A 26900-nucleotide genomic window follows, 5' to 3' on the forward strand; every position below is an offset into this window, starting at 1 on the left:
GTCCGGTGGCAACCCACCGGACGGATCGGCCAGGTCGAGCCGGCCGGGCGACCCAGGGTTGGTGGTGTGGGGTTTCGCGTGACTTGATCCCCTTCGTGGGTGAAGGTGGGAATCCGCAATGGACGAAGCGGCCGACGTCCCTTCACCCCCATGACCTGGCTGCGTGTCGTGCTCGGCCGGGCCGAACGGCGGAACCTGACAGCTACTCGGGCTGGGCGGGCCCTCTCCGCTTTTCTGCCCCTCAGGCTTGTGGCACGATCGGGAAACCTTCACCATCCCTGTGGCAATCTCCCGACAGGAGCAATCATGTCTGGTCGAACGCTGGGCCGGCTGCTTGGCTCGCTCCTCGTGCTCGCCGCCGTCGCAGGCGCCTTCGGCATCCTCCCCGGTACCGGTGCCGTGCAACTCGCCGACATCGTCTGGACGATGGACACCCCGCGCTGAATCATCGAGTCGCCTGCTAGCCGGCAGGCGACGTCTCGGGTAGGAGGGGCATGGTAGGCCAGGGCCGACCTCGAAGGTCGACGGAACGTGCCTGGCTCGTCACTGCCCCTCTGGCTCTGCTGGCGGTGGTCTTCAGCACGTGCATCGCCCTGGTGGCGGACCACCCGTTCGGCAAGTGGCCGCTCGCCTTCGTGTTCTTCGTCGTCATGGCGGGGATCAGCTTCGCGGTGCTGAACGTGTACGTCCGGCGCCAGTCGGTGGGCGTGACGCTCACCGAGGTGCCCCTCATCGTGGCGCTCTACTTCCTGCCCCCGTTGAGTGTCGTACTGATCTACACGCTCTCGGTGCTGATCTGGAGCGCCTCGCACCGCTTCGGTGCGGCGAAGCTCTGGTTCAACGTCGCCAAGGCCGCCGCCGCCACCTCGCTGGCCAGCCTCGTACTCCTGGCGCTGCCGCCGCTGCGCGGTGTCGGACCGGGGACGTGGGGTTCCCTGTTCCTCGCCGTCTGCGTGGTCACGCTGGTCAGCCTCGTGAGCGTGGTCGGTGTGCACGTGCTGCTCCAGGGCTGGCAGGCCGGGCGGGACGCGCTGCGCAGCATGCCGACGGCTCTGCTCACCGCCGCCATCAACGTGGCGATCGGCCTGCTCGTCCTGATCGCCCTGAAGACGACGTGGTGGTCGGCGTTGCTGCTCGCCGCCCTCTTCAGCGGTCTGGTCCTGGTCTACCGCTCCTACTCCCAGTTCTTCCGGCAGCACCGGACGCTGGCCGGGATGTACGAGCTCACCCGTCTTCTCGCCTCCGGCACCGAGCGGTCGCTCGCCGACATCCTGCTCGACCGGGTGCGCGCGCTGATGCAGGCCGAGTACGCGACGCTCTGGCTGCCCGCCCAGGGGCGGCATCCCGAGGTGCTGCTCACCGCCCGGGTGGACACGCCCGGCCTGCTGGACCTGGCGCCCACCCCGGCGAGCCTGCGCCAGCAGGTGCACAAGAAGGGTCGTACCCTCTCGATCGGCCGCTGGCTCGGCGGAGATCCGGCGTTGCGGCAGGCCGCGGGGGAGGAGCGGGTCAAGGACGCCATCGTGGTGCCGCTGCGGTCCGGCCAGGCCGTGATCGGCACGCTGGAGGTGACCAACCGGCTCAGCGACATCGGCCACTTCGCCCCCGGCGACATCCCCGTCTTCGAGACGGTCGCCGCGCACGCCGCGGTGGCGCTGGAGAACTCCCGCCTGGTCGACCGGCTGCGGCACGACGCCGACCACGACGCGCTCACCGGGCTGCCGAACCGGCGGCGTCTCACCTCGTCGGTGGCGGAGGCGGTCAAGATCCGTGCCCCGGGCGAGGTGGTGGCGCTGCTGCTCTTCGACGTGGACCGGTTGCGCCAGGTGAACGAGTCGCTGGGCCACGCCGCCGGCGACAAGGTGCTCATGGAGGTGGCCGAGCGGCTGCGCTCCTGCGCGCCCTCTTCGGCGCTCGTCGGCCGGGCCGGTGGGGACGAGTTCCTGGTGACGCTCCGGCTGGAGAGCACCGAGGCGGCCCTGGAGCTGGCGGCCCAGCTGCGGGAGCAGATCCGCGACGAGATGGTCTTCGACGCGCTCACCCTGGACGTGGACACGGTCGTCGGGGTGGCCGTCCACCCGGACCACGGCAGCGACGCGGTGGCGTTGCTGCAACGCGTCGACCTGGCGGCCACCGCGGCCAAGTCGGTACCGGGCAGCGTGCAGCTCTACAGCCCGGCGCTGGAGTCCCGGTCGCTGCGCCGGCTCGGTCTCGCCGGCGACCTGCAACGGGCGCTGGACGAGGGCGAGCTGGAGGTCTACTTCCAGCCCAAGGTCACGCTGCGGGACCGCCGCCTGGTGGGCGTGGAGTGCCTGGCCCGGTGGGAGCATCCGGCGCACGGCAGCGTCGCCCCGGACGACTTCGTGGCGGTGGCCGAGCACACCGGCCAGCTCGGCCGGCTCACCGAGTTCGTGCTCCGGGAGAGCCTGCGGCGCAGCCGCGACTGGAGCCACGGCGAACAGCCGCTGTCCGTCGCGGTCAACCTCGCCGCGCGTACGCTCACCGACCAGCACTTCCCGGCGCTCGTACGCGATCTGCTGGCCGAGTACGGCGTACCGCCGCAGCGGCTGACGCTGGAGGTCACCGAGGCGGGTGTCCTGGACGGCACCGAACGTCCCATACCGACTCTGCGCAGCCTGCGTGACCTCGGTGTCCGCCTCTCGGTCGACGACTTCGGCACCGGTAACTCGTCGCTGGCGCAGCTGCGCCGGCTGCCGGTGCACGAGGTGAAGGTGGACCGGTCGTTCGTGCAGGGCATGGCCACCGATCCAGGCGACCTGGCGATCGTCAACGCGGTGGTGACGCTGTCCCAGCAGTTCGGCCTGGCGGTGGTCGCCGAGGGCGTGGAGAGCGAGCTGACGCTGGAGCTGCTCCAGGACATCGGCTGCGAGATCGGCCAGGGTTTCCTGTTCAGCCGCCCTCTGCCGTACGAGCGGCTGGAGGCCTGGTTCGGCGCCCAGGTCGACCCGGAGACGGTGGTCGCGGGGGAGCTGCCGCGCCTGCGAGTGGTGCCCTGACCAGGGCGGACACGCACCTGGGGGATCCGATTTCACCTGCGCGACGCGGTCGTGTACTGTTTCCTCTGCGCGACACCCCCCGGGGTGATCGAGCAGGCCCCCTTAGCTCAGTCGGCAGAGCGTCTCCATGGTAAGGAGAAGGTCTACGGTTCGATTCCGTAAGGGGGCTCAGAGGGTCCGGCTGGACCCGCCACGGCGGTGTAGCTCAGATGGCAGAGCAAGCGGCTCATAATCGCTGTGTCGCCGGTTCAAGTCCGGCCACCGCTACTCTCGTCCTCCGGGCCCAGCCCGGTGGTCGGTGGGACGGGCGCCACAGGCGCCCACTTTGCATGTCCGCGTCGTCAGCGCGTAGGCTGACGCGCTGTAGTTGTTCCGTGAGCGAGGAAGGCACTCCGCCGTGGCGAAGGCGACCGATGTTCGGCCGAAGATCACTTTGGCGTGTGTGGAGTGCAAGGAGCGCAACTACATCACGCGCAAGAACCGCCGTAACGACCCGGACCGCATCGAGCTGAAGAAGTTCTGCCCCCGGGACGGCAAGCACACCGTCCACCGCGAGACCCGCTGATCGCGGCCGGCGCAGCCGGCTCGCAGCAGCTTTCTCGAACGCCGATTCGCCCTGACGGGTGGCCTCCGGGTCGCCCGACCGGGCGGATCGGCGTTCGTGTTTTCCGTGTAGGTTCGGCGGCATGTCCCTGGACCCGTCCTTCGTCGGCCGGACGTACCCGCCGACCGCCCCCTATCAGGTGGGCCGAGAAAAGATCCGTGAGTTCGCCGCCGCAGTCGGCGCGACCGACCCGGCCCACCACGATCCGGAGGCCGCCCGGTCGCTCGGCCACGCCGACGTGGTGGCCCCGCCGACCTTCCCGGTGGTCGTCACCATGGCGGCGAGCCGGCAGATCGTCGAGGACCCGGCGCTCGGCGTCGACTACAGCCGTGTGGTGCACGGCGACCAGCGGTTCGCGTACACCCGGCCGGTGGTGGCCGGGGACGAGCTGGTGTGCGTGAGCACCATCGAGGAGGTCACCAGCCGGGGCGGGCACGGCTTCCTGACCACCCGCACGGACGTGAGCACGGTGGACGGTGAGCCGGTGGTCGCCGTCTGGTCCAAGATCGTCGTACGCGGGGAGGCCTGAGGACATGGAGCTGCCCACCCAGACGTACCGGGTGACCCGCGCGGACCTGGTCCGCTACGCGGGCGCCTCGGGCGACTTCAACCCGATCCACTGGAGCGACCGCACCGCCACCGGCGTCGGGCTGCCGGGCGTCATCGCCCACGGCATGTTCACCATGGCCCTGGTCGGCCGGGCGGTGGCCGGCTGGGCCGGCGCGCCGGACGCGGTGGTCGACTTCGGCGTCCGGTTCACCCGCCCGGTGGTCGTCCCGGACACCGACGAGGGCACCGAGATCGAGGTGTCAGCGGTCGTCAAGGAGGTCACCGAAGAGGGCCTGACCAGGCTCGACATCACCGCCACCTGCCAGGGTGAGAAGGTGCTGTCGCAGGCTCGGGCACTGATCCGCACGACGCGCTGAGGGTCCGCCCGACGCGCGAGGGGCAGACCGGTTGGGAAAGTCGCACGACTACCCGTACACTGGTCCGCCGTGGGGCAAGTGACCCCCGCTCGGCACAACGTGTCCGGGCGGAGGTGAGTTGCCGCACAGGGGTGTAGCTCAATTGGCAGAGCAGCGGTCTCCAAAACCGCAGGCTGCAGGTTCAAGTCCTGTCACCCCTGCGCCTCAGGCCTGACCGTTCCGTGGGTCGCGCCGCCCTCACCGGTGGCGTCCGGCCCGTGGTGGTGGCACCGGTGGGGTGGTTCCGAGGCGTTCGGGCCCTCCCGGCCGGTCCGCCGGCCGCGGCCCGTCGCGGGACGGTTGGTCCGGCCGGCGTGACCAACACGCCGCGCACGCCGCCCGGCGTGCGACCCCATATCCCGCACGGAGGGCGAAGTGGCCGAGAGCAAGCGCCGCGGCGAGGACGACGGCGACGAGCGTCTGAACGACGACGCGACCGTCGACGACGTGGCCGACGACGACGCCACCGACGCGGACGAGCCGGTCTCCCGGGGTGGCACCGCGACCCGTAAGCGGGCGCAGGCCGAGCCGGCCGAGGGCCGGAAGACCCGCAAGGACACCGAGCGGATCGGGCTGTTCGCCCGCATCGCGCGGTTCTTCCGCGAGGTCGTGGCCGAGCTGCGTAAGGTCATCTGGCCGACCCGCAAGGAGTTGCTGACCTACACGGCCGTGGTGGTCACCTTCGTCGCGGTGATGCTGGCGATCGTGGCCGGCCTGGACTACGGCTTCGCCAAGGCGGTGCTGTGGGTCTTCGGCGAGTCCAGCTGACCTGCGGACAGCGATACTGACGGAAGTGAGCGAGCGTGCCTGAGTACGACGAGACCGCCGGAACCCCGGACGAGCAGTCCACGGTGGCGACGGCGGCCAACAACGAGTCGGTCGAGGCCGCCAGCGAGCCGGAGTTCCCGACCACCGAGCCGGCCCCGGACGAGGACTTCGACCCGGTCGCCGAGCTGCGCCAGAAGCTGCGCTACGCGCCCGGCGACTGGTACGTGGTGCACTCGTACGCCGGCTACGAGAACAAGGTCAAGACCAACCTCGAGACCCGGATCACCTCCCTCGACATGGAGGACTTCATCTACCAGGTCGAGGTGCCGACCCGGGAAGAGGTCGAGGTCAAGAACGGCAAGCGGTCGCAGGTCCAGGCGAAGGTCTTCCCGGGCTACATCCTGGTCCGGATGGAGCTGACCGCCGAGTCCTACTCCTGCGTCCGGAACACCCCGGGGGTCACCGGCTTCGTCGGCGCGACCGACCGGGCCGACCGGCCGGCGCCGCTCAGCCTCGACGAGGTGCTCAAGTGGCTGGCACCGGCGGTCGAGACCGAGCAGAAGAAGGCCAAGCCCGAGGTCAAGGTCCTCGACTTCGAGGTCGGCGACTCGGTCACCGTCACCGACGGCGCGTTCGCGTCGCTGCCGGCGACGATCAGCGAGATCAACGCCGATCAGCAGAAGCTCAAGGTGCTGGTGTCGATCTTCGGCCGGGAGACCCCGGTCGAGCTGAACTTCAACCAGGTCGCCAAGATCTGACGTACGTCGGCACCGGCGGCCCGCCCCTTCCGGGGTGGCCGCCGGTGCGCCGTTTCGCCATCCGCCGACCTCGGCGCGGAGGGTGGCCGACGGCTGCGCTACCCTAGAACGTCGGCTGTCCGCACCGTGCTGACCGTGCGCGCCCGCGGACCGGCGAGAATCCCAGTTCCAAGCCCCAGGAAGAGACATGCCTCCGAAGAAGAAGCTCGTCAAGACGTTCACGCTTCAGCTGCCGGCGGGCCAGGCCACCCCGGCGCCGCCGGTCGGCCCCGCGCTCGGCCAGCACGGCGTGAACATCATGGAGTTCTGCAAGTCCTACAACGCGCAGACCGAGTCCCAGCGGGGCGACATCGTCCCCGCCGAGATCAGCGTCTACGAGGACCGCACGTTCACCTTCGTGCTGAAGACCCCGCCCGCGGCCCGGCTGCTGATCAAGGCCGCCGGCGTGCCGAAGGGCTCGGGCGTCCCGCACAAGGAGAAGGTCGGCTCGGTCACCCGCGCCCAGCTGCGTGAGATCGCCGAGAAGAAGATGGCGGACCTCAACGCCAACGACATCGACCAGGCCGAGAAGATCATCGCCGGCACCGCCCGGTCGATGGGCCTGACCGTCGCCGACTGACCTCGGTACCCGCTCCACCCGATCTGTTCGTGGGAGGGCCGCGAGTGACGCGCGCCCGCCAGAGACCACAGGAGTCACCAGAAATGCAGCGCAGCAAGAGCTACCGCAAGGCCGCGGACGTCATCGACCGGTCGAAGCTCTACACCCCGGTCGAGGCCGTCAAGCTGGCCAAGGAGACCACCAACGTCAAGTTCGACGCCACGGTCGAGGTCGCGATGCGCCTCGGCGTCGACCCCCGCAAGGCGGACCAGATGGTCCGCGGCACGGTCAACCTGCCGCACGGCACCGGTAAGACCGCCCGCGTGATCGTCTTCGCCGCCGGCGCGAAGGCCGAGGAGGCCGTCGCCGCGGGTGCGGACGAGGTGGGCACCGACGAGCTGGTCGCCCGTATCCAGGGCGGTTGGCTGGACTTCGACGCGGCGATCGCCACGCCCGACCAGATGGCCAAGATCGGCCGGATCGCGCGGATCCTGGGCCCGCGCGGTCTGATGCCGAACCCGAAGACCGGCACCGTGACCATGGACGTCACCAAGGCCGTCTCGGACATCAAGGGCGGTAAGATCACCTTCCGGGTGGACAAGCACTCCAACCTGCACCTGATCATCGGCAAGGCCTCCTTCTCGGAGAACCAGCTGGTGGACAACTACGCCGCGGTGCTGGACGAGGTGCTGCGGGCCAAGCCGTCCGCGGCCAAGGGCACGTACCTCAAGAAGGTCACCCTCACCACCACCATGGGCCCGGGCGTCCCGGTCGACCCGAAGGTCGTGAAGAACTTCCAGGAGGGCTCGGCCGAGGGCTGAGCACGCGTACTCCCGAACGGGGCCCCGCCACCACGTCGTGGCGGGGCCCCGTTCGTTCGTCCGGTGTGGCACGCTCGGGCGCATGCGGCTCGACGGCGTCTGGCTCCGCTACCACAGGCAGGGCCCGTGGGTGCTGCGACAGGTCGACGTCACGATCGGTCCCGGTGAGGTCGCGGTCGTGCTCGGCCGCAACGGCGCCGGCAAGTCCACTCTGCTCCAGCTCGCCGCCGGGGTGCTGCGCCCGAGCCGGGGGCGGGTGGCCGACCGGCCGCCGGTCGTCGGCTGGGTGCCGGAGCGCTTCCCCGCCGACCAGCCGTTCACCGTCGGGGCCTACCTGTCCACCATGGGCCGCGTCGCCGGCCTGCCCGGCCCCGCCGCCGACCGGGCGGTGCGCCACTGGGTGGAGCGGCTGGGCCTGACCCGCTTCCACGACGTCCGCCTGCCGCGGCTGTCCAAGGGCACCGCGCAGAAGGTCGGCCTGGCGCAGGCGCTGCTGCGCCCGCCCGGCCTGCTGGTGCTCGACGAGCCGTGGGAGGGGCTGGACGCCACCGCCCGCGAGTCGGTCCCCGAGATCATCGGCGAGGTGCTGGCCGGCGGCGGCACGGTGCTGGTCAGCGACCACCGGGGCGAGACGGTCCGGCTCCCCGGCGCCCGGCACCTGTCGGTCACCGACGGCACGGTGACCGAGGAGGCGTCGTCGGGCGGCGCGGCCGTCGCCGTGGTCGAGCTGGCGGTGCCGGCCGCCGGGCTGGCCGCCGCCGTCGCCCGCCTGCGCGCCGACGGCCACCAGATCCTTCGGGTACGCGAACACACCGTCCCGCCCCCGGCCACGCACCCGGTGCCGGCCTCCGCCGGCGGGTCGGGCGGCGCGTCCGCCGCTGGTTTCCCGGACCAGGCCGGCGCCGGGGCCGGGGACTCCGGCCGACCCGGGCCGGCGCCGGAGGTGGCCCGGTGATCGCGCTGGTCCGCCTGCGGCTGACCGGCTTCCTGCGTACCGGACGGGCGCTGGCGCCGGTGCTGGCCGGCCTGCTCGTCCTCGGCGTCCTCTACGGCGGTGGCCGGGCCCGGCCGGCGGAGGCCTACGGCGTCTCCGCCGTGGTGCTGTTCCCGGTGCTGGCCTGGCAGACCAAGATCCTGCTGGACGTGGAACCGGACGTGCAGCGCCGGATGGCCCGGGTGGTGGTCGGGCCGGCCCGGGAACGGGCGGCCGGGCTGCTCGCGGCGCTGGTGGCCGGGCTCGCCGTGGTGCTCGTCGCGCTGGCGCTGCCGTGGCCGCTCGGCGGGGTCACCGCGACAGTCGGGCCGGGGGAGCGGCCGGTGCTGGTAGGGGTGGCGCTCGGGCTCTGGGCCCACCTGCTGGCCCTGCCCGCGGCGGTGGCGCTGGGCGCGCTGGCGAGCCGGGCCGTGACCCGCAGCGCCGGCTACGGGGTGGCGGTGCTGGTGACCGGCGCGGTCGGGGTCGTGGTGCTCGGGCTCTCCGGCTCGGTCGCGCCGTGGGTGGTCCCGCCGGTCATGGCGACCGCGCGGGCGCTCACCGGGCCGGTCGCGGCCGGGGCCGGTCTGCTGCTCACCGGCTGGGCGGTGGTCTGGACGGCGGTGGCGCTGACCGGCTACGCCTGGGCGCGGCGCAGCCGGGCGTGAACCCGGGTGACCGGGAGCACAACCGGCGATTTGGTGCTGCGGCGCACGTCGCGTAACCTGGTGCGGTAGTTCCACCCAGAGACCGCTGGTCACCGTGCTCCGGCACGGTCGAAGGTCCCGCGACGACGGGCGACCCGCGCAGGGCGGTAAGCGAAACTCGGTGTCACGCATGGTCCGCCGACTGTGCCCGTGTCCCGGCCCTCGCCCCGTGCGCCCTGCGCCGGGGCTTTTTCGTTGTCGTGATGCCTCCGCCGCCGTCGTCGAGCCTCGGCTCGCCGCCGGCGTACCAGCTCCGAGTAACGAGAGAGGAGGGACATGGCGGACAAGCCGATCCGGGCCGACAAGGCCACGGCCGTCGCCGAGCTGACCGAGAGCTTCCGCAACGCGGGAGCGACCGTGCTGACCGAGTACCGCGGGCTCACGGTTTCGCAGCTCACCCAGCTGCGGCGCTCGCTCGGCAAGGAGACCAGCTACACGGTCGCGAAGAACACGCTCGCGAAGCGTGCCGCGACCGATGCGGGCATCTCCGGCCTCGACGAGCTGTTCTCCGGTCCTACCGCGCTGACTTTCGTTTCGGGCGACGTCGTCGAGGCGGCGAAGGGGCTTCGCGACTTCGCGAAGGCCAACCCGAAGCTCGTCATCAAGGGCGGTGTCTTCGAGGGCAAGGCCATTTCCGCGGCCGAGGTCACGAAGCTCGCCGACCTGGAGTCCCGCGAGGTGCTGCTGGCCAAGCTGGCCGGCGCGATGAAGGGCAACCTGAGCAAGGCCGCGGCCCTGTTCCAGGCGCCGCTCTCCAAGGCCGCCCGCGCGGCGGCCGCCCTGGCGGACAAGAAGCGCGAGCAGGAGGGCGCCGAGGCGGCCTGAGGCCCTCCCGGCGCACCACGTTCTTAGTTTTCATTGCGAGAAAGGACGCCAGACATGGCGAAGCTCAGCACCGACGAGCTGCTCGACGCGTTCAAGGAGATGACGCTGATCGAGCTCTCTGAGTTCGTGAAGCAGTTCGAGGAGACCTTCGAGGTCACCGCCGCCGCTCCGGTCGCCGTCGCCGGCCCGGCCGGCCCGGGTGCCCCGGCCGCCGAGGCCGAGCCGGAGAAGGACGAGTTCGACGTCGTCCTCGACGCCGACGGTGGCAAGAAGATCCAGGTCATCAAGGTCGTGCGTGAGCTGACCGGCCTGGGCCTCAAGGAGGCCAAGGACCTGGTCGAGGCCGCGCCGAAGGCCGTCCTGGAGAAGGTCAACAAGGAGACCGCCGAGAAGGCCAAGGCCAAGCTCGAGGGTGAGGGCGCCAAGGTCACCATGAAGTGACCTTGCTCCACCTGACGCGCGTCCGGCTCACGTGAGCCGGGGCACACCGCGTCGCGGCGGGCGGTGATCCGGGGGACCGGGTCGCCGCCCGCCGTGTTGGTGCCACCCGCCGGCGGACGGCGTGAGCAGGGCGTACAGCGTCCTCTCATCGGCCGGTCAGCGACGTCTGTCGGTAGCCCGTCGGTGGGAAAGACACCCCGAGCGGTAACCGGCCCTTGACGCGGCACGGGCCTGCCAGGCACGCTGAACATCAGCAAGACCTTCCGCGCTTGCAACGGCCGCCTCTCGGGTAAAGGCAACGGCAGCACCACCGCCGCGGCACCCGAGCGGACCGGCAGGAGCGTCGCGTTCCGAGCGGCCCGGTCGACCCGGTTTTCCGAGGTCCCAGGGCTTGTTCCGCGACGACCTGCGGGTTGGGCTGGACAGCGGTTAGCCTCTCGGCTACACTGCTAGTTTGCGCTGCCTTCCGACTTGACCCCTGCTCGGAAATGTCCGATTGTGGATATTTCTGGTGGGGTCATTGGAGTGCACGCGTACCAGCCGTTCTGCAGCACCGGTCCTCGGAAGGACGCATCTTGGCAGCTTCCCGCCCTGCGAAGACCAGTCGTACGTCGAGCGCATTCGCGCCCCGCCGAGTTTCTTTCGGTCGGATCACCGAACACCTCGAGGTCCCCAACCTCCTCGCCATTCAGAACGAGTCCTTCGACTGGCTCGTCGGCAACGAGGCTTGGCAGGGCCGGTCGGCGGACGACCCGCACGCACGCTCGGGTCTCGCGGAGATCCTCGACGAGATCAGTCCCATTGAGGACTTCTCCGGCACCATGTCGCTCTCCTTCTCGGCTCCGCGCTTCGACGAGGTCAAGGCCTCGATCGAGGAGTGCAAGGAGAAGGACCTGACCTACTGCGCGCCGCTGTTCGTGACCGCGGAGTTCACCAACAACACCACTGGCGAGATCAAGAGCCAGACGGTGTTCATGGGTGACTTCCCGATGATGACGCCGAAGGGCACCTTCATCATCAACGGCACCGAGCGCGTCGTGGTCAGCCAGCTCGTCCGCTCGCCGGGCGTCTACTTCGACAAGCAGCCGGACAAGACCTCCGACCGCGACCTCTCCAGCGTCAAGGTCATCCCGAGCCGGGGTGCCTGGCTGGAGTTCGACATCGACAAGCGCGACACGGTCGGCGTTCGCATCGACCGCAAGCGCCGGCAGGCCGTCACCGTCCTGCTCAAGGCCATCGGGTGGTCCGCGGAGCGCATCCGCGAGAAGTTCGGCTGGTCCGAGCTGATGATGACCACGCTCGAGAAGGACCACATCGCCGGGCAGGACGAGGCCCTGCTCGACATCTACCGGAAGCTCCGCCCTGGCGAGCCGCCGACCCGTGAGAACGCCCAGACCCTGCTCGACAACCTCTTCTTCAACCCGAAGCGGTACGACGTCGCCAAGGTCGGGCGCTACAAGTTCAACAAGAAGCTCGAGCTGGACGTGCCGATCACCACCGGCACGCTCACCGAGGACGACATCGTCGCCACCGTGGAATACCTCTGCCGGCTGCACGCCGGTGAGGAGGGCTACGAGGCCGACGACATCGACCACTTCGGCAACCGTCGCCTGCGTACCGTGGGCGAGCTGATCCAGAACCAGGTCCGGGTGGGTCTCTCCCGGATGGAGCGGGTCGTCCGCGAGCGGATGACCACCCAGGACGTCGAGGCGATCACGCCGCAGACCCTGATCAACATCCGCCCGGTGGTGGCGGCGATCAAGGAGTTCTTCGGTACGTCGCAGCTGTCCCAGTTCATGGACCAGACCAACCCGCTGGCGGGCCTGACCCACCGGCGCCGGCTGAGCGCGCTCGGCCCGGGTGGTCTGTCCCGCGAGCGGGCCGGCTTCGAGGTCCGGGACGTGCACCCGTCCCACTACGGCCGGATGTGCCCGATCGAGACGCCGGAAGGCCCGAACATCGGCCTGATCGGCGCGCTGTCCACGTTCGCCCGGGTCAACCCGTTCGGCTTCATCGAGACGCCGTACCGGAAGGTCATCGACGGCCGGGTCACCGACCAGATCGACTACCTGACCGCGGACGAGGAGGACCGGTTCGTCAAGGCGCAGGCCAACGCCCCGCTGAAGTCGGACGGCACCTTCGCCGAGGACCGCGTCCTGGTCCGCCGTAAGGGCGGCGAGACCGAGGACGTCGCGCCGGGCGCCGTGGACTACATGGACGTGTCGCCGCGGCAGATGACCTCGGTCGCCACCGCGATGATCCCGTTCCTGGAGCACGACGACGCGAACCGCGCGCTCATGGGCGCGAACATGCAGCGTCAGGCGGTGCCGCTGGTCAAGGCCGAGGCCCCGCTGGTCGGTACGGGCATGGAGTACCGCGCGGCCGTGGACGCCGGCGACGTTGTCGTGGCCGAGGTCGGCGGTGTGGTCGAGGACCTCTGCGCGGACTACATCACGGTCCACCAGGACGACGGTCACCGCCGGACGTACCTGCTGCACAAGTTCCGCCGCTCCAACGCCGGCTCCTGCGTCAACCAGAAGCCGGTCGTCTTCGAGGGCGACCGCGTCGAGGCCGGCCAGGTCATCGCCGACGGTCCGTGCACCGACGAGGGCGAGATGGCGCTCGGGCGCAACCTGCTGGTGGCGTTCATGTGCTGGGAGGGCCACAACTACGAGGACGCGATCATCCTGTCGCAGCGCCTCGTGCAGCAGGACGTGCTCACCTCGATCCACATCGAGGAGCACGAGGTCGACGCCCGGGACACCAAGCTGGGCCCGGAGGAGATCACCCGCGACATCCCGAACGTCAGCGAGGAGATGCTCGCCGACCTCGACGAGCGCGGCATCATCCGGATCGGCGCCGAGGTCGTCCCCGGCGACATCCTGGTCGGGAAGGTCACGCCGAAGGGCGAGACCGAGCTGACCCCCGAGGAGCGGCTGCTCCGCGCGATCTTCGGTGAGAAGGCGCGCGAGGTCCGTGACACCTCGCTGAAGGTGCCGCACGGCGAGACCGGCACGGTCATCGGTGTGCGTACCTTCTCCCGCGAGGACGGCGACGAGCTGCCCCCGGGCGTCAACGAGCTGGTGCGGGTCTACGTGGCCCAGAAGCGCAAGATCCAGGACGGTGACAAGCTCGCGGGCCGCCACGGCAACAAGGGCGTCATCTCCAAGATCCTGCCGATCGAGGACATGCCGTTCCTGGAGGACGGCACCCCGGTCGACATCGTGCTGAACCCGCTCGGTGTGCCGTCCCGGATGAACATCGGCCAGGTCCTGGAGACCCACCTCGGGTGGGTGGCCAAGACCGGCTGGAGCGTGGACGGCGACGACGAGGAGTGGAAGCGTCAGCTCCGCTCGATCGAGGCGCACGAGTCCGAGCCGGACACCAACGTGGCCACTCCGGTCTTCGACGGTGCCCGCGAGGAGGAGATCTCCGGTCTGCTGGCGTCGACCCTGCCCAACCGGGACGGCAAGCAGCTGATCGGCCGCACGGGTAAGGCGCAGCTGTTCGACGGTCGCTCCGGCGAGCCGCTGCCGGACCCGATCGCGGTCGGCTACGTCTACATCCTGAAGCTCAACCACCTGGTCGACGACAAGATCCACGCCCGGTCGACCGGCCCGTACTCGATGATCACGCAGCAGCCGCTGGGTGGTAAGGCGCAGTTCGGTGGCCAGCGCTTCGGTGAGATGGAGTGCTGGGCCATGCAGGCGTACGGCGCCGCCTACGCCCTGCAGGAGCTGCTGACCATCAAGTCCGACGACGTCCTGGGCCGGGTCAAGGTCTACGAGGCGATCGTCAAGGGCGAGAACATCCCCGAGCCGGGCATCCCGGAGTCGTTCAAGGTGCTGCTCAAGGAGCTGCAGTCGCTGTGCCTCAACGTCGAGGTGCTCTCCAGCGACGGTGTGGCCCTGGAGATGCGCGAGACCGACGACGAGGTGTTCCGGGCGGCGGAGGAGCTGGGCATCGACCTGTCCCGGCGCGAGCCGAGCTCGGTCGAAGAGGTCTGAGGTGGTGATCCGGGGCAGGGTCACCCTGCCCCGGATCCCACTCGTTAGCTAGCAGTACAGACGACGACATAGGGGACATAGTGCTCGACGTCAACTTCTTCGACGAGCTGCGCATCGGCCTCGCCACCGCTGACGACATCCGTCAGTGGTCCCACGGCGAGGTCAAGAAGCCCGAGACCATCAACTACCGCACCCTCAAGCCGGAGAAGGACGGGCTCTTCTGCGAGAAGATCTTCGGTCCGCAGCGGGACTGGGAGTGCTACTGCGGTAAGTACAAGCGGGTCCGCTTCAAGGGCATCATCTGCGAGCGCTGCGGCGTCGAGGTGACCCGCTCCAAGGTTCGCCGGGAGCGGATGGGTCACATCGAGCTGGCCGCTCCGGTGACCCACATCTGGTACTTCAAGGGCGTGCCGAGCCGGCTGGGCTACCTGCTGGACCTCGCCCCGAAGGACCTCGAAAAGATCATCTACTTCGCCTCGTACGTCGTGACGAGCGTGGACGCCGAAGCGCGTCACCGCGACCTCTCGACCATCGAGAACGAGATCCTGGCCGAGAAGCGGCAGGCCGAGAACAGCCGCGACTCGGAGATCGAGAAGCGGGCCGCCAAGCTGGAGGCCGACCTGGCCGAGCTGGAGGCCGAGGGCGCGAAGGCGGACGTCCGGCGCAAGGTCAAGGAGGGCGGAGAGCGCGAGATGCGCCAGATCCGCGACCGGGCCCAGCGCGAGATCGACCGCCTCGACGAGGTCCTCGACACCTTCCGCAAGCTGGAGCCGAAGCAGCTGGTCACCGACGAGCTGCTCTACCGCGAGCTGCGCGACCGCTTCGGTGAGTACTTCACCGGCAGCATGGGCGCCGAGGCGATCAAGGCCCTGGTCCAGAACATGGACCTGGAGGCCGAGGCGGAGAACCTCCGCGAGACCATCCGCTCCGGCAAGGGTCAGCGGAAGATCCGGGCGCTCAAGCGGCTCAAGGTCGTCGCGGCGTTCCAGAACACCCGCAACTCGCCGCTCGGCATGGTGCTGGACTGCGTCCCGGTCATCCCGCCGGACCTGCGCCCGATGGTGCAGCTCGACGGTGGCCGCTTCGCGACCTCGGACCTGAACGACCTGTACCGGCGTGTGATCAACCGGAACAACCGCCTCAAGCGGCTGATCGACCTCGGCGCGCCCGAGATCATCGTCAACAACGAGAAGCGGATGCTCCAGGAGGCCGTCGACGCGCTGTTCGACAACGGCCGTCGCGGTCGTCCGGTCACCGGCCCGGGTAACCGGCCGCTGAAGTCGCTGTCCGACATGCTCAAGGGCAAGCAGGGCCGGTTCCGTCAGAACCTGCTGGGCAAGCGCGTCGACTACTCCGGCCGTTCGGTCATCGTGGTCGGCCCGAAGCTCAAGCTGCACCAGTGCGGCCTGCCCAAGCAGATGGCGCTGGAGCTGTTCAAGCCGTTCGTGATGAAGCGGCTGGTCGACCTCAACCACGCGCAGAACATCAAGTCCGCCAAGCGGATGGTCGAGCGGCAGCGGCCGGTCGTGTGGGACGTGCTGGAAGAGGTCATCGGCGAGCACCCGGTTCTGCTGAACCGCGCGCCGACCCTGCACCGTCTGGGCATCCAGGCCTTCGAGCCGCAGCTGGTCGAGGGCAAGGCCATCCAGATCCACCCGCTGGTCTGCACCGCGTTCAACGCCGACTTCGACGGTGACCAGATGGCGGTCCACGTGCCGCTGTCCGCCGAGGCCCAGGCCGAGGCGCGGATCCTGATGCTGTCGTCGAACAACATCCTCAAGCCGGCCGACGGCAAGCCGGTCACCATGCCGACCCAGGACATGGTCATCGGTCTGTACCACCTCACCCACCTCACTCCGGGGGGCAAGGGCGAGGGCCGGGCGTTCAGCTCGGACGCCGAGGCGCGGATGGCGTACGACAACGGTGAGCTGCACCTGCAGGCACCGGTCCGGATCCGGCTGCGCGACGTCGTCGGTGTGGACAACGGCGCCGGCGCCGAGCCCTGGACCCCCGCCGAGGGGTGGACCGAGGGCGAGCCGGTGACGGTGGAGACCACGCTGGGCCGGGTCCTGTTCAACGAGACGCTGCCCCCGGGCTACCGCTTCGTGAACTACGAGATCCGCAAGGGCCAGCTCTCCGCGATCGTCAACGACCTCGCCGAGCGCTTCCCGAAGGTGGCCCTGGCGGCCACCCTGGACGGGCTCAAGGAGGCCGGTTTCCACTGGGCCACCTGGTCCGGCGTCACCATCGGCATGGAGGACGTCATCGCTCCGCCGCGCAAGCGGGAGATCCTGGAGCGGTACGAGAAGGAAGCCGACCGGATCGACAAGCAGTACCAGCGTGGTCTGATGACCGCCGAGGAGCGCCGCGGCGAGCTCATCGAGATCTGGACCAAGGCGACCAACGAGGTCGCCAAGGAGATGGACACCGCGCTGCCGCAGGAGAACCCGCTGTGGAAGATGATCAACTCGGGTGCCCGCGGTAACCTGCTCCAGCTCCGGCAGATCGCGGCGATCCGTGGTCTGGTGGCCAACCCGAAGGGCGAGATCATCCCGCGGCCGATCAAGGCCTCGTACCGGGAGGGTCTGTCCGTGCTGGAGTACTTCATCTCCACGCACGGTGCCCGTAAGGGTCTCGCGGACACCGCCCTGCGTACCGCCGACTCGGGTTACCTGACCCGGCGTCTGGTGGACGTCTCGCAGGACGTCATCATCCGCGAGGAGGACTGCGGCACCGACCGTGCCATCCCGATGCAGATCGGGGAGCGGATCGACGGCAAGCTGGTCGTGCACGAGCACGCCGAGACCAGCGTGCACGCCCGGACGCTCGCCGACGACATCAAGGGTCCGGACGGCACCGTGGTGGCCCACCGCGGCCAGGACATCAACTCGATCCTGGTGGACGCGATCGTCGCCGCCGGGACCGAGACGGTGCGGGTGCGCAGCGTCCTCACCTGCGAGTCGAAGCTGGGCGTCTGCGGTGCGTGCTACGGCCGCTCGCTGCCGACCGGCAAGACCGTGGACGTCGGCGAGGCGGTCGGCATCATCGCCGCCCAGTCGATCGGTGAGCCGGGTACGCAGCTGACGATGCGTACCTTCCACACCGGTGGTGTCGCGGGTGAGGACATCACCCAGGGTCTGCCCCGTGTCCAGGAGATCTTCGAGGCCCGGGTGCCGAAGGGTAAGGCGCCCATCGCCGACACCCCCGGTCGCATCCGGATCGAGGACGGCGAGCGGTCCCGCAAGATCGTGGTCATCCCGGACGACGGCAGCGACGAGATCGTCTACGACAAGATCTCGAAGCGGGTCCGGCTCCGGGCGCACGACGGCGACCACGTCGAGGTCGGCGAGAAGCTCACCGAGGGCACCATCGACCCGCACGAGCTGCTGCGCATCCTCGGCCCGCGCGCGGTCCAGGTCCACCTGACCCAGGAGGTCCAGGAGGTCTACCGCTCGCAGGGTGTGCTCATCCACGACAAGCACATCGAGATCATCATCCGCCAGATGCTCAAGCGGGTGACGGTCATCGACTCCGGCTCGACCGAGTTCCTGCCGGGTGTGCTGGTCGACCGGGCGCTGTTCGAGTCGGAGAACCGCCGGCTCGTCGGCGAGGGTGGCGAGCCCGCCGCCGGTCGCCCGGTGCTGATGGGTATCACCAAGGCCTCGCTGGCCACTGACTCCTGGCTGTCGGCGGCCTCCTTCCAGGAGACCACCCGGGTGCTGACGGACGCGGCGATCCACGCCCGCAGCGACTCGCTGATCGGCCTCAAGGAGAACGTGATCATCGGTAAGCTCATCCCGGCCGGTACGGGCATCAGCAAGTACCGCAACGTCCGGGTCGAGCCGACCGAGGAGGCGAAGGCCAAGGTCTACTCGATGACCGGCTACCCGGAGACCGACTACGGCTTCGGGCCGGCCAGCGGCCAGGCGGTTCCGCTGGACGACTTCGACTTCGGGTCGTACCGCTAAGCAGTAGGAACGACGAGGCCCCCGGCATCCGCCGGGGGCCTCGTCGCGTCCGGAGTGCCGGGACCGGGTCCTTCCGTCGGGATGGACGGCCGGGTCGGGGCATGATGGAGGGCATGACGACCGTGCCCGGGCAGGCGCCCGTCGTGCCGCAGGCGTACCGCCATCCGCACGATCCGGAGCCGGTCCGCTCCACCAAGGCCCGCGCCGTCTTCGCGCTCGGGCTGATCGGCGTGCTCACCGGTCTGTTCCTCGGCGGGGCGGTGCCGGCCACGATCGCGCTCATGCTGGCCCGGCAGGCGCGCCGGGAGGCGTACGCCTCGGGTGGTTACCTCACCGGCGCGGACTGGCTGCGGCGCGGCGAGCAGATGGCGCGGACCGGGCTGGTGCTGACCGCCGCCGCCGTGGTCGCGGCGGTGGTGATCGGTGTGGTCCGTGCCGCGGACGCCTCGTTCGGCCACGACTTCGCGCCGAACTTCGACTGACCCGGTGGGGGAGCGGGCCCGCGCCCGCCCACCCGGGGGTGATCGGCGACGGTAGCCTGGCCGGTGTCCGTCGCGCGGCGGGCGCGTGTGGACAGGAGGACCCCGTGACGGAACCGGCTCCGCCGGGAGGCGACCCGACCCGCCCCGGGCCGTACCCGCCGGGTCCCGCGTCCGCGCCGGCGCACCAGCCGGGGCCGTACGTGTCGTACCCGGGGAATCCGCCGGCGCACGGCGGCGGGTGGCCGGTGCCGGCGAGCGCGCCCGGCCACGGCGGCTGGGGTCCGCACGCCGGTCCGGCGGTCCCGCCGCCGCCGGCCGAGGCGCCGCGGCCGCCGAAGCGGGTCGACGCGGTGCCGGGTACGCCGTTCGGTGTGGTCCACCTCGACGTGCCGCCGGTCACCTCGGGCCTGGCCATCGGGTCGCTCGTCGCCGGCATCGCCGCGATCCTGGTGTCGCTGCTGGTGCTGTGCGTCGGTCTCGCCGGCCGGAACGTCGGCGGCGCCTGGGCGGCCGGCGCGTTCACCGTGCTGGGCGGGCTGATCGGTGCCGGCGCGGTGGTGGCCGGGCTGCTCGCCCGGCGGCAGATCCGGCGGCCGGCGCCGCCGCCCGCGGTCCGGTTCACCGGCGGCCGTCTGGCCGTCGCGGGCATCTCCTGCGGCGCGGTGGGGGTGCTGTTCGGCCTGATCGGGCTCGCTCTGGCCCTGGTGGTGCAGATCACCTGAGGCCCTCGCCGCGACGCCTGCGGCCGGTGACCTGGGTTGAGCGGTATGTCCGGGTGTCCGAAGGCCGGGCGGTGTCGGGGCCGCCGGGTCGCGCGGCGGACGAGCCGGTACACTTGTCACTGTAGGTGCCCATCGTTGGCGCATCGGCGACCCGGAGACGGGCGGCGGACCGCGGAGCGGTCCTTCCCGACCCATCCGTTTTGACCGGCGCGGCTGTGGTAGGTACTCTTTCCCCTTGTGCCCGGGCCCGCCCGGGCAATGCGTGCGTGCGCTGGAACCGGTCAGCCGGTGATCGCGCGGTCGCACCACCAAGACCAGAACATCCGGTACGACGCGTCAGCGGCCGGCATCGGAACCGTGACTCGGGCGACACGCCCGACCGCGGGTGCTGGGGCGCCGTCAGGCGGCCCTGGTTGGAATGTAAGAGAGCCGCCCATCCGGACGGCTGGAGCAGACGGCGCGGTCGCCTCGCAGCGGCCGAAGGGAGCGGAGAAACCCGGTGCCCACCATTCAGCAGTTGGTCCGAAAGGGCCGTCAGGCCAAGACGACCAAGACCAAGACCCCGGCGCTCAAGGGGTCTCCCCAGCGGCGCGGCGTGTGCACCCGCGTGTACACCACCACCCCGAAGAAGCCGAACTCGGCGCTGCGCAAGGTCGCTCGTGTGAAGCTCAGCAGCCAGATCGAGGTGACCGCCTACATCCCGGGCGTCGGCCACAACCTCCAGGAGCACTCGATCGTGCTCGTGCGCGGCGGTCGTGTGAAGGACCTCCCCGGCGTGCGGTACAAGATCGTGCGCGGTTCGCTGGACACCCAGGGTGTCCGCAACCGCAAGCAGGCTCGCAGCCGCTACGGCGCGAAGAAGGAGAAGAGCTGACATGCCGCGTAAGGGACCCGCTCCGCGGAAGCCGCTGGTCGCTGACCCGGTGTACAACTCGCCCCTGGTCACCCAGCTGGTGAACAAGATCCTGCTGCGCGGCAAGCGTCAGCTCGCCGAGCGCATCGTGTACGCCGCCCTGGAGGGCTGCCGCGAGAAGTCCGGCACCGACCCCGTCGTCACGCTCAAGCGCGCGATGGACAACGTCAAGCCGACCCTCGAGGTGCGCAGCCGCCGTGTCGGTGGCGCCACCTACCAGGTTCCGGTCGAGGTCCGGCCGTCCCGTGCGACCACGCTCGGTCTGCGCTGGCTGGTGACGTACTCCCGGGCCCGGCGTGAGAAGACCATGGTCGAGCGGCTGATGAACGAGCTGCTGGACGCGAGCAACGGCCTCGGCGCCGCCGTCAAGCGGCGTGAGGACACGCACAAGATGGCCGAGTCCAACAAGGCCTTCGCGCACTACCGCTGGTAACACCTGAGGTTCCGGCGCCCACCGGCGCCGGAACCGCCACCAGTTGTGTCGAGACGACGATAAGTAGGGATTGAAGTGGCCGCCGCAGACGCGCTCGCCAACGTACGCAACATCGGCATCATGGCCCACATCGATGCCGGTAAGACCACCACCACCGAGCGAATCCTGTTCTACACCGGCATCACGTACAAGATCGGTGAGGTCCACGAGGGCGCCGCCGTCATGGACTGGATGGAGCAGGAGCAGGAGCGCGGTATCACCATCACTTCCGCCGCCACCAAGTGCGAGTGGAAGGGCCACACGATCCAGATCATCGACACGCCCGGCCACGTCGACTTCACGGTCGAGGTCGAGCGGTCGCTGCGTGTTCTGGACGGTGCGGTCGCGGTCTACGACGGCGTGGCCGGCGTGGAGCCCCAGACGGAGAACGTCTGGCGGCAGGCGGACAAGTACAACGTCCCCCGGATGTGCTTCGTCAACAAGCTCGACCGGACCGGCGCCGACTTCTTCCGCTGCGTGCAGATGATGATCGACCGGCTCAACGCCACCCCGCTGGTCCTCCAGATCCCGATCGGCGCCGAGTCCGACTTCATCGGCGTGGTCGACCTGGTCGAGATGCGTGCGCTGACCTGGCGCGGCGAGACCCAGAAGGGTGAGGACTACGCGGTCGAGGAGATCCCGGCCGACCTCGCCGACTCGGCCGCCGAGTGGCGCGAGAAGCTGATGGAGACCCTCGCCGACGTCGACGACTCGGTGATGGAGAAGTACCTCGAGGGCGAGGAGATCTCGGTCGACGAGATCAAGGCCGCCATCCGCCGGTCCACCATCGCCGGCAAGGCCAACCCGGTCCTCACCGGTACCGCCTTCAAGAACAAGGGCATCCAGCCGATGCTGGACGCGGTCGTCGCGTACCTGCCCTCGCCGCTGGACATCCCGGCGATCGAGGGTACGGCCACCGACGGCGAGACCCCGCTGCAGCGGAAGCCCTCGGTCTCCGAGCCGTTCTCCGGCCTGGCCTTCAAGATCCAGACCGACAAGCACCTCGGCAAGCTGACGTACGTCCGGATCTACTCCGGCACGCTCGAGTCCGGTTCTCAGGTGATCAACTCCACCAAGGACCGCAAGGAGCGGATCGGCAAGATCTACCAGATGCACGCCAACAAGCGGGAGGAGCGCAGCTCCGCCCAGGCCGGCGACATCATCGCGGTGCAGGGTCTGAAGCAGACCACCACCGGTGACACGCTGTGCGACCCGGCGAACCCGGTCATCCTGGAGTCGATGACCTTCCCGGAGCCGGTCATCGAGGTGGCCATCGAGCCGAAGACCAAGGCCGACCAGGAGAAGCTCAGCACCGCCATCCAGCGGCTGGCCGAGGAGGACCCGACCTTCCGCGTCAAGCTGGACGACCAGACCGGTCAGACGGTCATCTCCGGCATGGGCGAGCTGCACCTGGACATCCTGGTCGACCGGATGCGCCGCGAGTTCAACGTCGAGGCGAACATCGGTAAGCCGCAGGTGGCGTACCGCGAGACCATCCGCCGCAAGGTGGAGAAGGTCGAGTACACCCACAAGAAGCAGACCGGTGGTTCCGGCCAGTACGCCCGCGTGATCATCAGCGTGGAGCCGCTGCCGCTGGGCAACGACGCCCCGACGTACGAGTTCGCCAACGCCGTGACCGGTGGCCGCATCCCCCGGGAGTTCATCCCCTCGGTGGACGCGGGCGCGCAGGACGCCATGCAGTACGGCATCCTCGCCGGCTTCCCCCTGGTGGGCGTCAAGCTCACCCTGGTGGACGGCCAGTACCACGAGGTCGACTCGTCGGAAATGGCGTTCAAGATCGCCGGCTCGATGGCGATGAAGGAGGCGGCCCGCAAGGCCGACCCCGCTCTCCTCGAGCCGATGATGGCCGTTGAGGTCACCACTCCTGAGGAGAACATGGGTGACGTCATCGGCGACCTCAACTCCCGGCGTGGCATCATCCAGGCGATGGAGGAGCGCAGCGGCGCTCGCGTCGTCCGGGCTCTGGTGCCGCTGTCGGAGATGTTCGGCTACGTCGGCGACCTGCGGTCGAAGACCCAGGGCCGGGCTAGCTACAGCATGCAGTTCGACTCCTACGCCGAGGTTCCGGCCTCGGTGGCCAAGGAGATCATCGCCAAGTCGACGGGTGAGTGACACTCACCCTCGGCTGATCCGATGACGCGAGGGCGGTCGCGGGAGGGTTCTCCCGCCCGCGGCCACCTCGATCGGGTTGCGTGAGACCGGGCCTGTAGGCTTCATCGCCGCAGAACCCACAAAAGCTCTCCGGCCTTCCGGCCGGAAAGGCTGTCGACAGAGTCCTAAGCGCCGAACGGCGCGCCGGGGCGAACGAACCAAGAAAGTCCACAGGAGGACACCAGTGGCGAAGGCGAAGTTCGAGCGGACTAAGCCGCACGTCAACATCGGCACCATTGGTCACATCGACCACGGTAAGACGACGCTGACGGCGGCCATCACCAAGGTCCTGCACGACCAGTACCCGGACCTGAACCCGTACACGCCGTTCGACGAGATCGACAAGGCGCCGGAGGAGAAGGCCCGCGGCATCACGATCTCCATCGCGCACGTCGAGTACCAGACCGAGGCGCGTCACTACGCGCACGTCGACTGCCCCGGTCACGCCGACTACATCAAGAACATGATCACCGGTGCCGCGCAGATGGACGGCGCGATCCTGGTGGTGGCGGCGACCGACGGCCCGATGCCGCAGACCCGCGAGCACGTGCTGCTGGCCCGTCAGGTCGGTGTGCCGTACATCGTCGTGGCGCTCAACAAGAGCGACATGGTCGACGACGAGGAGCTCCTGGAGCTCGTCGAGCTCGAGGTCCGTGAGCTGCTCTCCTCGCAGGAGTACCCGGGTGACGACCTGCCGGTCGTCCGGGTCTCGGCGCTGAAGGCCCTGGAGGGCGACCCGGAGTGGACCGGGAAGCTCCTGGACCTGATGAACGCCGTGGACACCGCGATCCCGCAGCCGGAGCGCGAGACCGAGAAGCCGTTCCTCATGCCCATCGAGGACGTCTTCACCATCACCGGTCGCGGCACCGTGGTCACCGGTCGCGCCGAGCGCGGCATCCTCAAGCCGAACGAGGAGGTGGAGATCGTCGGCATCCGTGAGAAGTCGATGAAGACCACCTGCACCGGCATCGAGATGTTCCGCAAGCTGCTCGACGAGGCCCGCGCGGGTGAGAACGTCGGTCTGCTGCTGCGCGGCATCAAGCGCGAGGACGTCGAGCGCGGCATGGTCGTCATCAAGCCGGGCACCACGACCCCGCACACGGAGTTCGAGGCGACGGTCTACATCCTCTCCAAGGAGGAGGGCGGCCGGCACACCCCGTTCTTCCAGAACTACCGCCCGCAGTTCTACTTCCGGACCACGGACGTCACCGGCGTCGTCACGCTGCCCGAGGGCACCGAGATGGTCATGCCGGGCGACAACACCTCGATGACGGTGAAGCTGATCCAGCCCATCGCCATGGAGGAGAACCTGAAGTTCGCGATCCGCGAGGGTGGTCGTACGGTCGGCGCGGGTCGCGTCACCAAGATCATCAAGTGAGCTGGGTAACCCCGATTAGCGTTGCCGCCGGTCGTGCGGCATACTAGTCAGGTTGCGTAACGACAGTCGGTCACCTGCGTCCGGTTGACGCTGGACCTCCGGGAGTCAGACTGTCTCGCGTAGGGTGGTTGGCCGCCATCGGCGGTCAACCACCCTCGCGCGGCGTCCAGGTCGCGGTCCCCGCGATCGGCGCCATGACCCACCGCGTGGTCAGAGAATCGCTCCGGAGTCCCGGGGCGGAGCCTGGCCCACGGGCGCGACACGCCCGACCGCGGGGGTCGGCGGAAGTGGGCCTGTGCCAGCCGGTACAGGCGCCCGCAACACAGCGGCATCGAGAGAAGGAACAGAAGCCACCATGGCGGGACAGAAGATCCGCATCCGGCTCAAGGCCTATGACCACGAGGTCGTCGACTCCTCGGCTCGGAAGATCGTCGAGACGGTGACGCGTACCGGGGCGCAGGTCGCTGGCCCGGTGCCGCTGCCCACGGAGATCAACCGTTTCTGCGTCATCCGCTCGCCGCACAAGTACAAGGACTCGCGCGAGCACTTCGAGATGCGTACGCACAAGCGTCTGATCGACATCATCGACCCGACCCCGAAGACGGTCGACTCGCTCATGCGCCTCGACCTGCCGGCTGGCGTCGACATCGAGATCAAGCTGTAGGGACCGGACAAATGGACAGGCAAGTCAAGGGGATCCTGGGCGCCAAGCTCGGCATGACCCAGGTCTGGGACAACAACAAGGTTGTGCCCGTGACCGTGGTTCAGGCCGGCCCGTGCGTCGTGAGCCAGGTTCGTAGCGCCGACAAGGACGGCTACTCCGCGGTCCAGCTGGCGTACGGGGTCATCGACCCGCGCAAGGTCAAGAAGCCGGTAGCCGGCCACTACGCCAAGGCGGACGTCGCGCCGCGCCGGCACATCGTCGAGCTGCGCACCTCCGACGCCGCGGACTACGCGCCGGGCCAGGAGGTCACGGTCGAGGAGTTCCCGGCCGGCGTCGTGATCGACGTGACCGGCAAGACCAAGGGCAAGGGCTACGCCGGCCCGATGAAGCGGCACGGCTTCCACGGTCTGCGTGCCAGCCACGGTGTCGAGCGCAAGCACCGCTCGCCCGGCTCGATCGGCGCCTGCGCGACCCCGGGTCGCGTCTTCAAGGGCACCCGGATGGCGGGCCGGATGGGTGGCGTGCGCTACACCGTCCAGAACCTGACCGTCCAGGCGGTCGACACCGAGAACAACCTCCTGCTCGTCCGCGGCGCCATCCCGGGCCCGAAGGGCGCGCTGGTCCTGGTCCGCACTGCGGCCAAGGCGAAGGTGAAGAAGGGCGGTGCGGCCAAGTGACCACCGTTGACGTGATCAACGTCGAAGGCGCCAAGAGCGGCTCCGTCGAGCTGCCGGCCGACATCTTCGACGCGCAGGCCAACATCGCCCTGATGCACCAGGTCGTGGTGGCCCAGCTCGCGGCGGCCCGTCAGGGTACGCACAAGACGAAGACCCGCGGCGAGGTCTCCGGTGGAGGCAAGAAGCCGTACAAGCAGAAGGGCACCGGTCGTGCCCGCCAGGGCTCGACCCGCGCGCCGCAGTTCGCCGGCGGTGGCGTGGTCCACGGCCCGGTGCCGCGCGACTACAGCCAGCGCACCCCGAAGAAGATGAAGGCCGCCGCCCTGCGTGGCGCCCTCTCCGACCGGGCCCGCGCCGGCCAGGTGCACGTCGTCGAGGCGTTCGTCTCGGGTGAGAAGCCGTCCACCAAGGCGGCCCTGGCCACGCTGACCAAGCTGACCCAGGCCCGTCGGGTCCTGGTCGTGCTGAGCAGCACCGACGAGCTGAACTGGGTGTCGCTGCGGAACCTGCGCAACACGCAGGACAGCCGGGTGCACCTGATCGAGGCCGGCCAGCTCAACACCTACGACGTGCTGGTGGCCGACGACGTGGTCTTCACCAAGGAGGCCCTGGACGAGTTCCTGGGCGTTCCCGCCGAGACCACCGAGGAGGATGGCAAGTGAGCACGATCGCCGATCCGCGTGACGTCATCGTCGCGCCGGTCGTCTCGGAGAAGAGCTACAGCGAGCTGAACCGCAACTGGTACACCTTCCTGGTGCACCCGGACGCCAACAAGACCGAGATCAAGATCGCTATCCAGCAGATCTTCAACGTCCGCGTCCTGACGGTCAACACGCTCAACCGCGAGGGCAAGCGCAAGCGGACCCGTACCGGGTTCGGCAAGCGCAAGGACACCAAGCGCGCGATGGTGAAGCTGGCTGACGGTGACCGTATCGAGGCCTTCGGCGGCCCGGTCAGCTGAGGGGTGT

Annotated in this window: 25 protein-coding genes and 3 tRNA genes; all 28 read left to right on the forward strand. The window is 69.5% G+C overall.

The window, feature by feature from the left end; all coding sequences use genetic code 11:
• Nucleotides 1-306 precede the first annotated feature (306 nt).
• Nucleotides 307-444, forward strand: a complete 138-nt coding sequence (locus M8C11_RS11900) for a hypothetical protein (protein WP_175438858.1) — start codon at nucleotides 307-309, stop codon at nucleotides 442-444.
• A gap of 50 nt (nucleotides 445-494) precedes the next feature.
• Nucleotides 495-3017, forward strand: coding sequence for a bifunctional diguanylate cyclase/phosphodiesterase (locus M8C11_RS11905; protein ID WP_121686190.1), 2523 nt, complete (start codon nucleotides 495-497; stop codon nucleotides 3015-3017).
• Nucleotides 3018-3113: 96 nt separating this feature from the next.
• Nucleotides 3114-3186: transfer RNA gene (locus M8C11_RS11910), tRNA-Thr, on the forward strand.
• A gap of 25 nt (nucleotides 3187-3211) precedes the next feature.
• Nucleotides 3212-3284 (forward strand) — tRNA-Met (locus M8C11_RS11915).
• A 130-nt stretch (nucleotides 3285-3414) separates the two neighbouring features.
• Nucleotides 3415-3582, forward strand: coding sequence for a 50S ribosomal protein L33 (gene rpmG / locus M8C11_RS11920; RefSeq protein ID WP_013288652.1), 168 nt, complete (start codon nucleotides 3415-3417; stop codon nucleotides 3580-3582).
• A gap of 121 nt (nucleotides 3583-3703) precedes the next feature.
• Nucleotides 3704-4150, forward strand: coding sequence for a MaoC family dehydratase N-terminal domain-containing protein (locus M8C11_RS11925; protein WP_120573077.1), 447 nt, complete (start codon nucleotides 3704-3706; stop codon nucleotides 4148-4150).
• A 4-nt stretch (nucleotides 4151-4154) separates the two neighbouring features.
• Nucleotides 4155-4547 (forward strand): MaoC family dehydratase, encoded by a 393-nt coding sequence (locus M8C11_RS11930; protein WP_030269317.1) that lies wholly within the window; start codon nucleotides 4155-4157, stop codon nucleotides 4545-4547.
• Between the two features lie 127 nt (nucleotides 4548-4674).
• Nucleotides 4675-4747 (forward strand) — tRNA-Trp (locus tag M8C11_RS11935).
• 214 nt (nucleotides 4748-4961) lie between these two features.
• The gene (secE, locus tag M8C11_RS11940) at nucleotides 4962-5354 is read left to right on the forward strand and encodes a preprotein translocase subunit SecE (RefSeq protein WP_120573078.1); all 393 of its coding nucleotides are present in this window, start codon (nucleotides 4962-4964) and stop codon (nucleotides 5352-5354) included.
• Nucleotides 5355-5389: 35 nt separating this feature from the next.
• Nucleotides 5390-6112: a transcription termination/antitermination protein NusG gene (nusG, locus tag M8C11_RS11945; protein ID WP_073828961.1), complete on the forward strand. Its 723-nt coding sequence runs from the start codon at nucleotides 5390-5392 to the stop codon at nucleotides 6110-6112.
• 187 nt (nucleotides 6113-6299) lie between these two features.
• Nucleotides 6300-6731, forward strand: coding sequence for a 50S ribosomal protein L11 (gene rplK, locus M8C11_RS11950; RefSeq protein ID WP_018784542.1), 432 nt, complete (start codon nucleotides 6300-6302; stop codon nucleotides 6729-6731).
• An 83-nt stretch (nucleotides 6732-6814) separates the two neighbouring features.
• Complete coding sequence (gene rplA / locus M8C11_RS11955) at nucleotides 6815-7531, forward strand: 50S ribosomal protein L1 (RefSeq protein WP_013288646.1); 717 nt, start codon at nucleotides 6815-6817, stop codon at nucleotides 7529-7531.
• A gap of 82 nt (nucleotides 7532-7613) precedes the next feature.
• The gene (locus M8C11_RS11960; protein ID WP_252449590.1) at nucleotides 7614-8486 is read left to right on the forward strand and encodes an ATP-binding cassette domain-containing protein; all 873 of its coding nucleotides are present in this window, start codon (nucleotides 7614-7616) and stop codon (nucleotides 8484-8486) included.
• The gene (locus M8C11_RS11965) at nucleotides 8483-9172 is read left to right on the forward strand and encodes a hypothetical protein (protein WP_252449591.1); all 690 of its coding nucleotides are present in this window, start codon (nucleotides 8483-8485) and stop codon (nucleotides 9170-9172) included. The genes M8C11_RS11960 and M8C11_RS11965 overlap by 4 nt, the downstream gene beginning before the upstream one ends.
• A 315-nt stretch (nucleotides 9173-9487) precedes the next feature.
• Nucleotides 9488-10036 carry a 50S ribosomal protein L10 gene (gene rplJ, locus M8C11_RS11970; protein ID WP_120573081.1) on the forward strand — a complete coding sequence of 183 codons (549 nt, stop codon included), beginning with the start codon at nucleotides 9488-9490 and terminating at the stop codon, nucleotides 10034-10036.
• A gap of 54 nt (nucleotides 10037-10090) precedes the next feature.
• Complete coding sequence (rplL, locus tag M8C11_RS11975) at nucleotides 10091-10477, forward strand: 50S ribosomal protein L7/L12 (protein ID WP_120573082.1); 387 nt, start codon at nucleotides 10091-10093, stop codon at nucleotides 10475-10477.
• Between the two features lie 575 nt (nucleotides 10478-11052).
• On the forward strand, nucleotides 11053-14484 hold the full coding sequence (locus M8C11_RS11980) for a DNA-directed RNA polymerase subunit beta (RefSeq protein WP_120573083.1): 3432 nt from the start codon (nucleotides 11053-11055) through the stop codon (nucleotides 14482-14484).
• A gap of 80 nt (nucleotides 14485-14564) precedes the next feature.
• A complete protein-coding gene (locus M8C11_RS11985) occupies nucleotides 14565-18452 on the forward strand; it encodes a DNA-directed RNA polymerase subunit beta' (RefSeq protein ID WP_120573084.1) in 3888 nt (1295 codons plus the stop codon).
• Between the two features lie 113 nt (nucleotides 18453-18565).
• Nucleotides 18566-18934: a hypothetical protein gene (locus tag M8C11_RS11990; protein WP_252449592.1), complete on the forward strand. Its 369-nt coding sequence runs from the start codon at nucleotides 18566-18568 to the stop codon at nucleotides 18932-18934.
• 350 nt (nucleotides 18935-19284) lie between these two features.
• On the forward strand, nucleotides 19285-19656 hold the full coding sequence (locus M8C11_RS11995; RefSeq protein WP_252449658.1) for a hypothetical protein: 372 nt from the start codon (nucleotides 19285-19287) through the stop codon (nucleotides 19654-19656).
• Between the two features lie 499 nt (nucleotides 19657-20155).
• Nucleotides 20156-20530, forward strand: a complete 375-nt coding sequence (rpsL, locus tag M8C11_RS12000) for a 30S ribosomal protein S12 (protein WP_007465318.1) — start codon at nucleotides 20156-20158, stop codon at nucleotides 20528-20530.
• A gap of 1 nt (nucleotide 20531) precedes the next feature.
• The gene (gene rpsG, locus M8C11_RS12005; protein WP_013288637.1) at nucleotides 20532-21002 is read left to right on the forward strand and encodes a 30S ribosomal protein S7; all 471 of its coding nucleotides are present in this window, start codon (nucleotides 20532-20534) and stop codon (nucleotides 21000-21002) included.
• A 75-nt stretch (nucleotides 21003-21077) separates the two neighbouring features.
• Nucleotides 21078-23174 (forward strand): elongation factor G, encoded by a 2097-nt coding sequence (fusA, locus tag M8C11_RS12010; RefSeq protein ID WP_262013092.1) that lies wholly within the window; start codon nucleotides 21078-21080, stop codon nucleotides 23172-23174.
• Between the two features lie 223 nt (nucleotides 23175-23397).
• On the forward strand, nucleotides 23398-24591 hold the full coding sequence (gene tuf / locus M8C11_RS12015) for an elongation factor Tu (protein WP_013288635.1): 1194 nt from the start codon (nucleotides 23398-23400) through the stop codon (nucleotides 24589-24591).
• A gap of 355 nt (nucleotides 24592-24946) precedes the next feature.
• On the forward strand, nucleotides 24947-25255 hold the full coding sequence (rpsJ, locus tag M8C11_RS12020) for a 30S ribosomal protein S10 (protein ID WP_007073037.1): 309 nt from the start codon (nucleotides 24947-24949) through the stop codon (nucleotides 25253-25255).
• Between the two features lie 11 nt (nucleotides 25256-25266).
• Nucleotides 25267-25932, forward strand: coding sequence for a 50S ribosomal protein L3 (rplC, locus tag M8C11_RS12025; protein ID WP_120573086.1), 666 nt, complete (start codon nucleotides 25267-25269; stop codon nucleotides 25930-25932).
• Nucleotides 25929-26594, forward strand: coding sequence for a 50S ribosomal protein L4 (gene rplD, locus M8C11_RS12030; protein WP_120573087.1), 666 nt, complete (start codon nucleotides 25929-25931; stop codon nucleotides 26592-26594). The genes rplC and rplD overlap by 4 nt, the downstream gene beginning before the upstream one ends.
• Entirely contained in the window at nucleotides 26591-26893 is a 303-nt protein-coding gene (gene rplW / locus M8C11_RS12035; protein ID WP_013288632.1) for a 50S ribosomal protein L23, read from the forward strand. Before rplD ends, rplW begins: the two co-directional genes overlap by 4 nt.
• The last annotated feature ends 7 nt before the right edge of the window (nucleotides 26894-26900 follow it).

The organism is Micromonospora sp. CPM1 (assembly GCF_023896895.1).
Classification (GTDB): Bacteria; Actinomycetota; Actinomycetes; order Mycobacteriales; family Micromonosporaceae; genus Micromonospora; species Micromonospora tulbaghiae.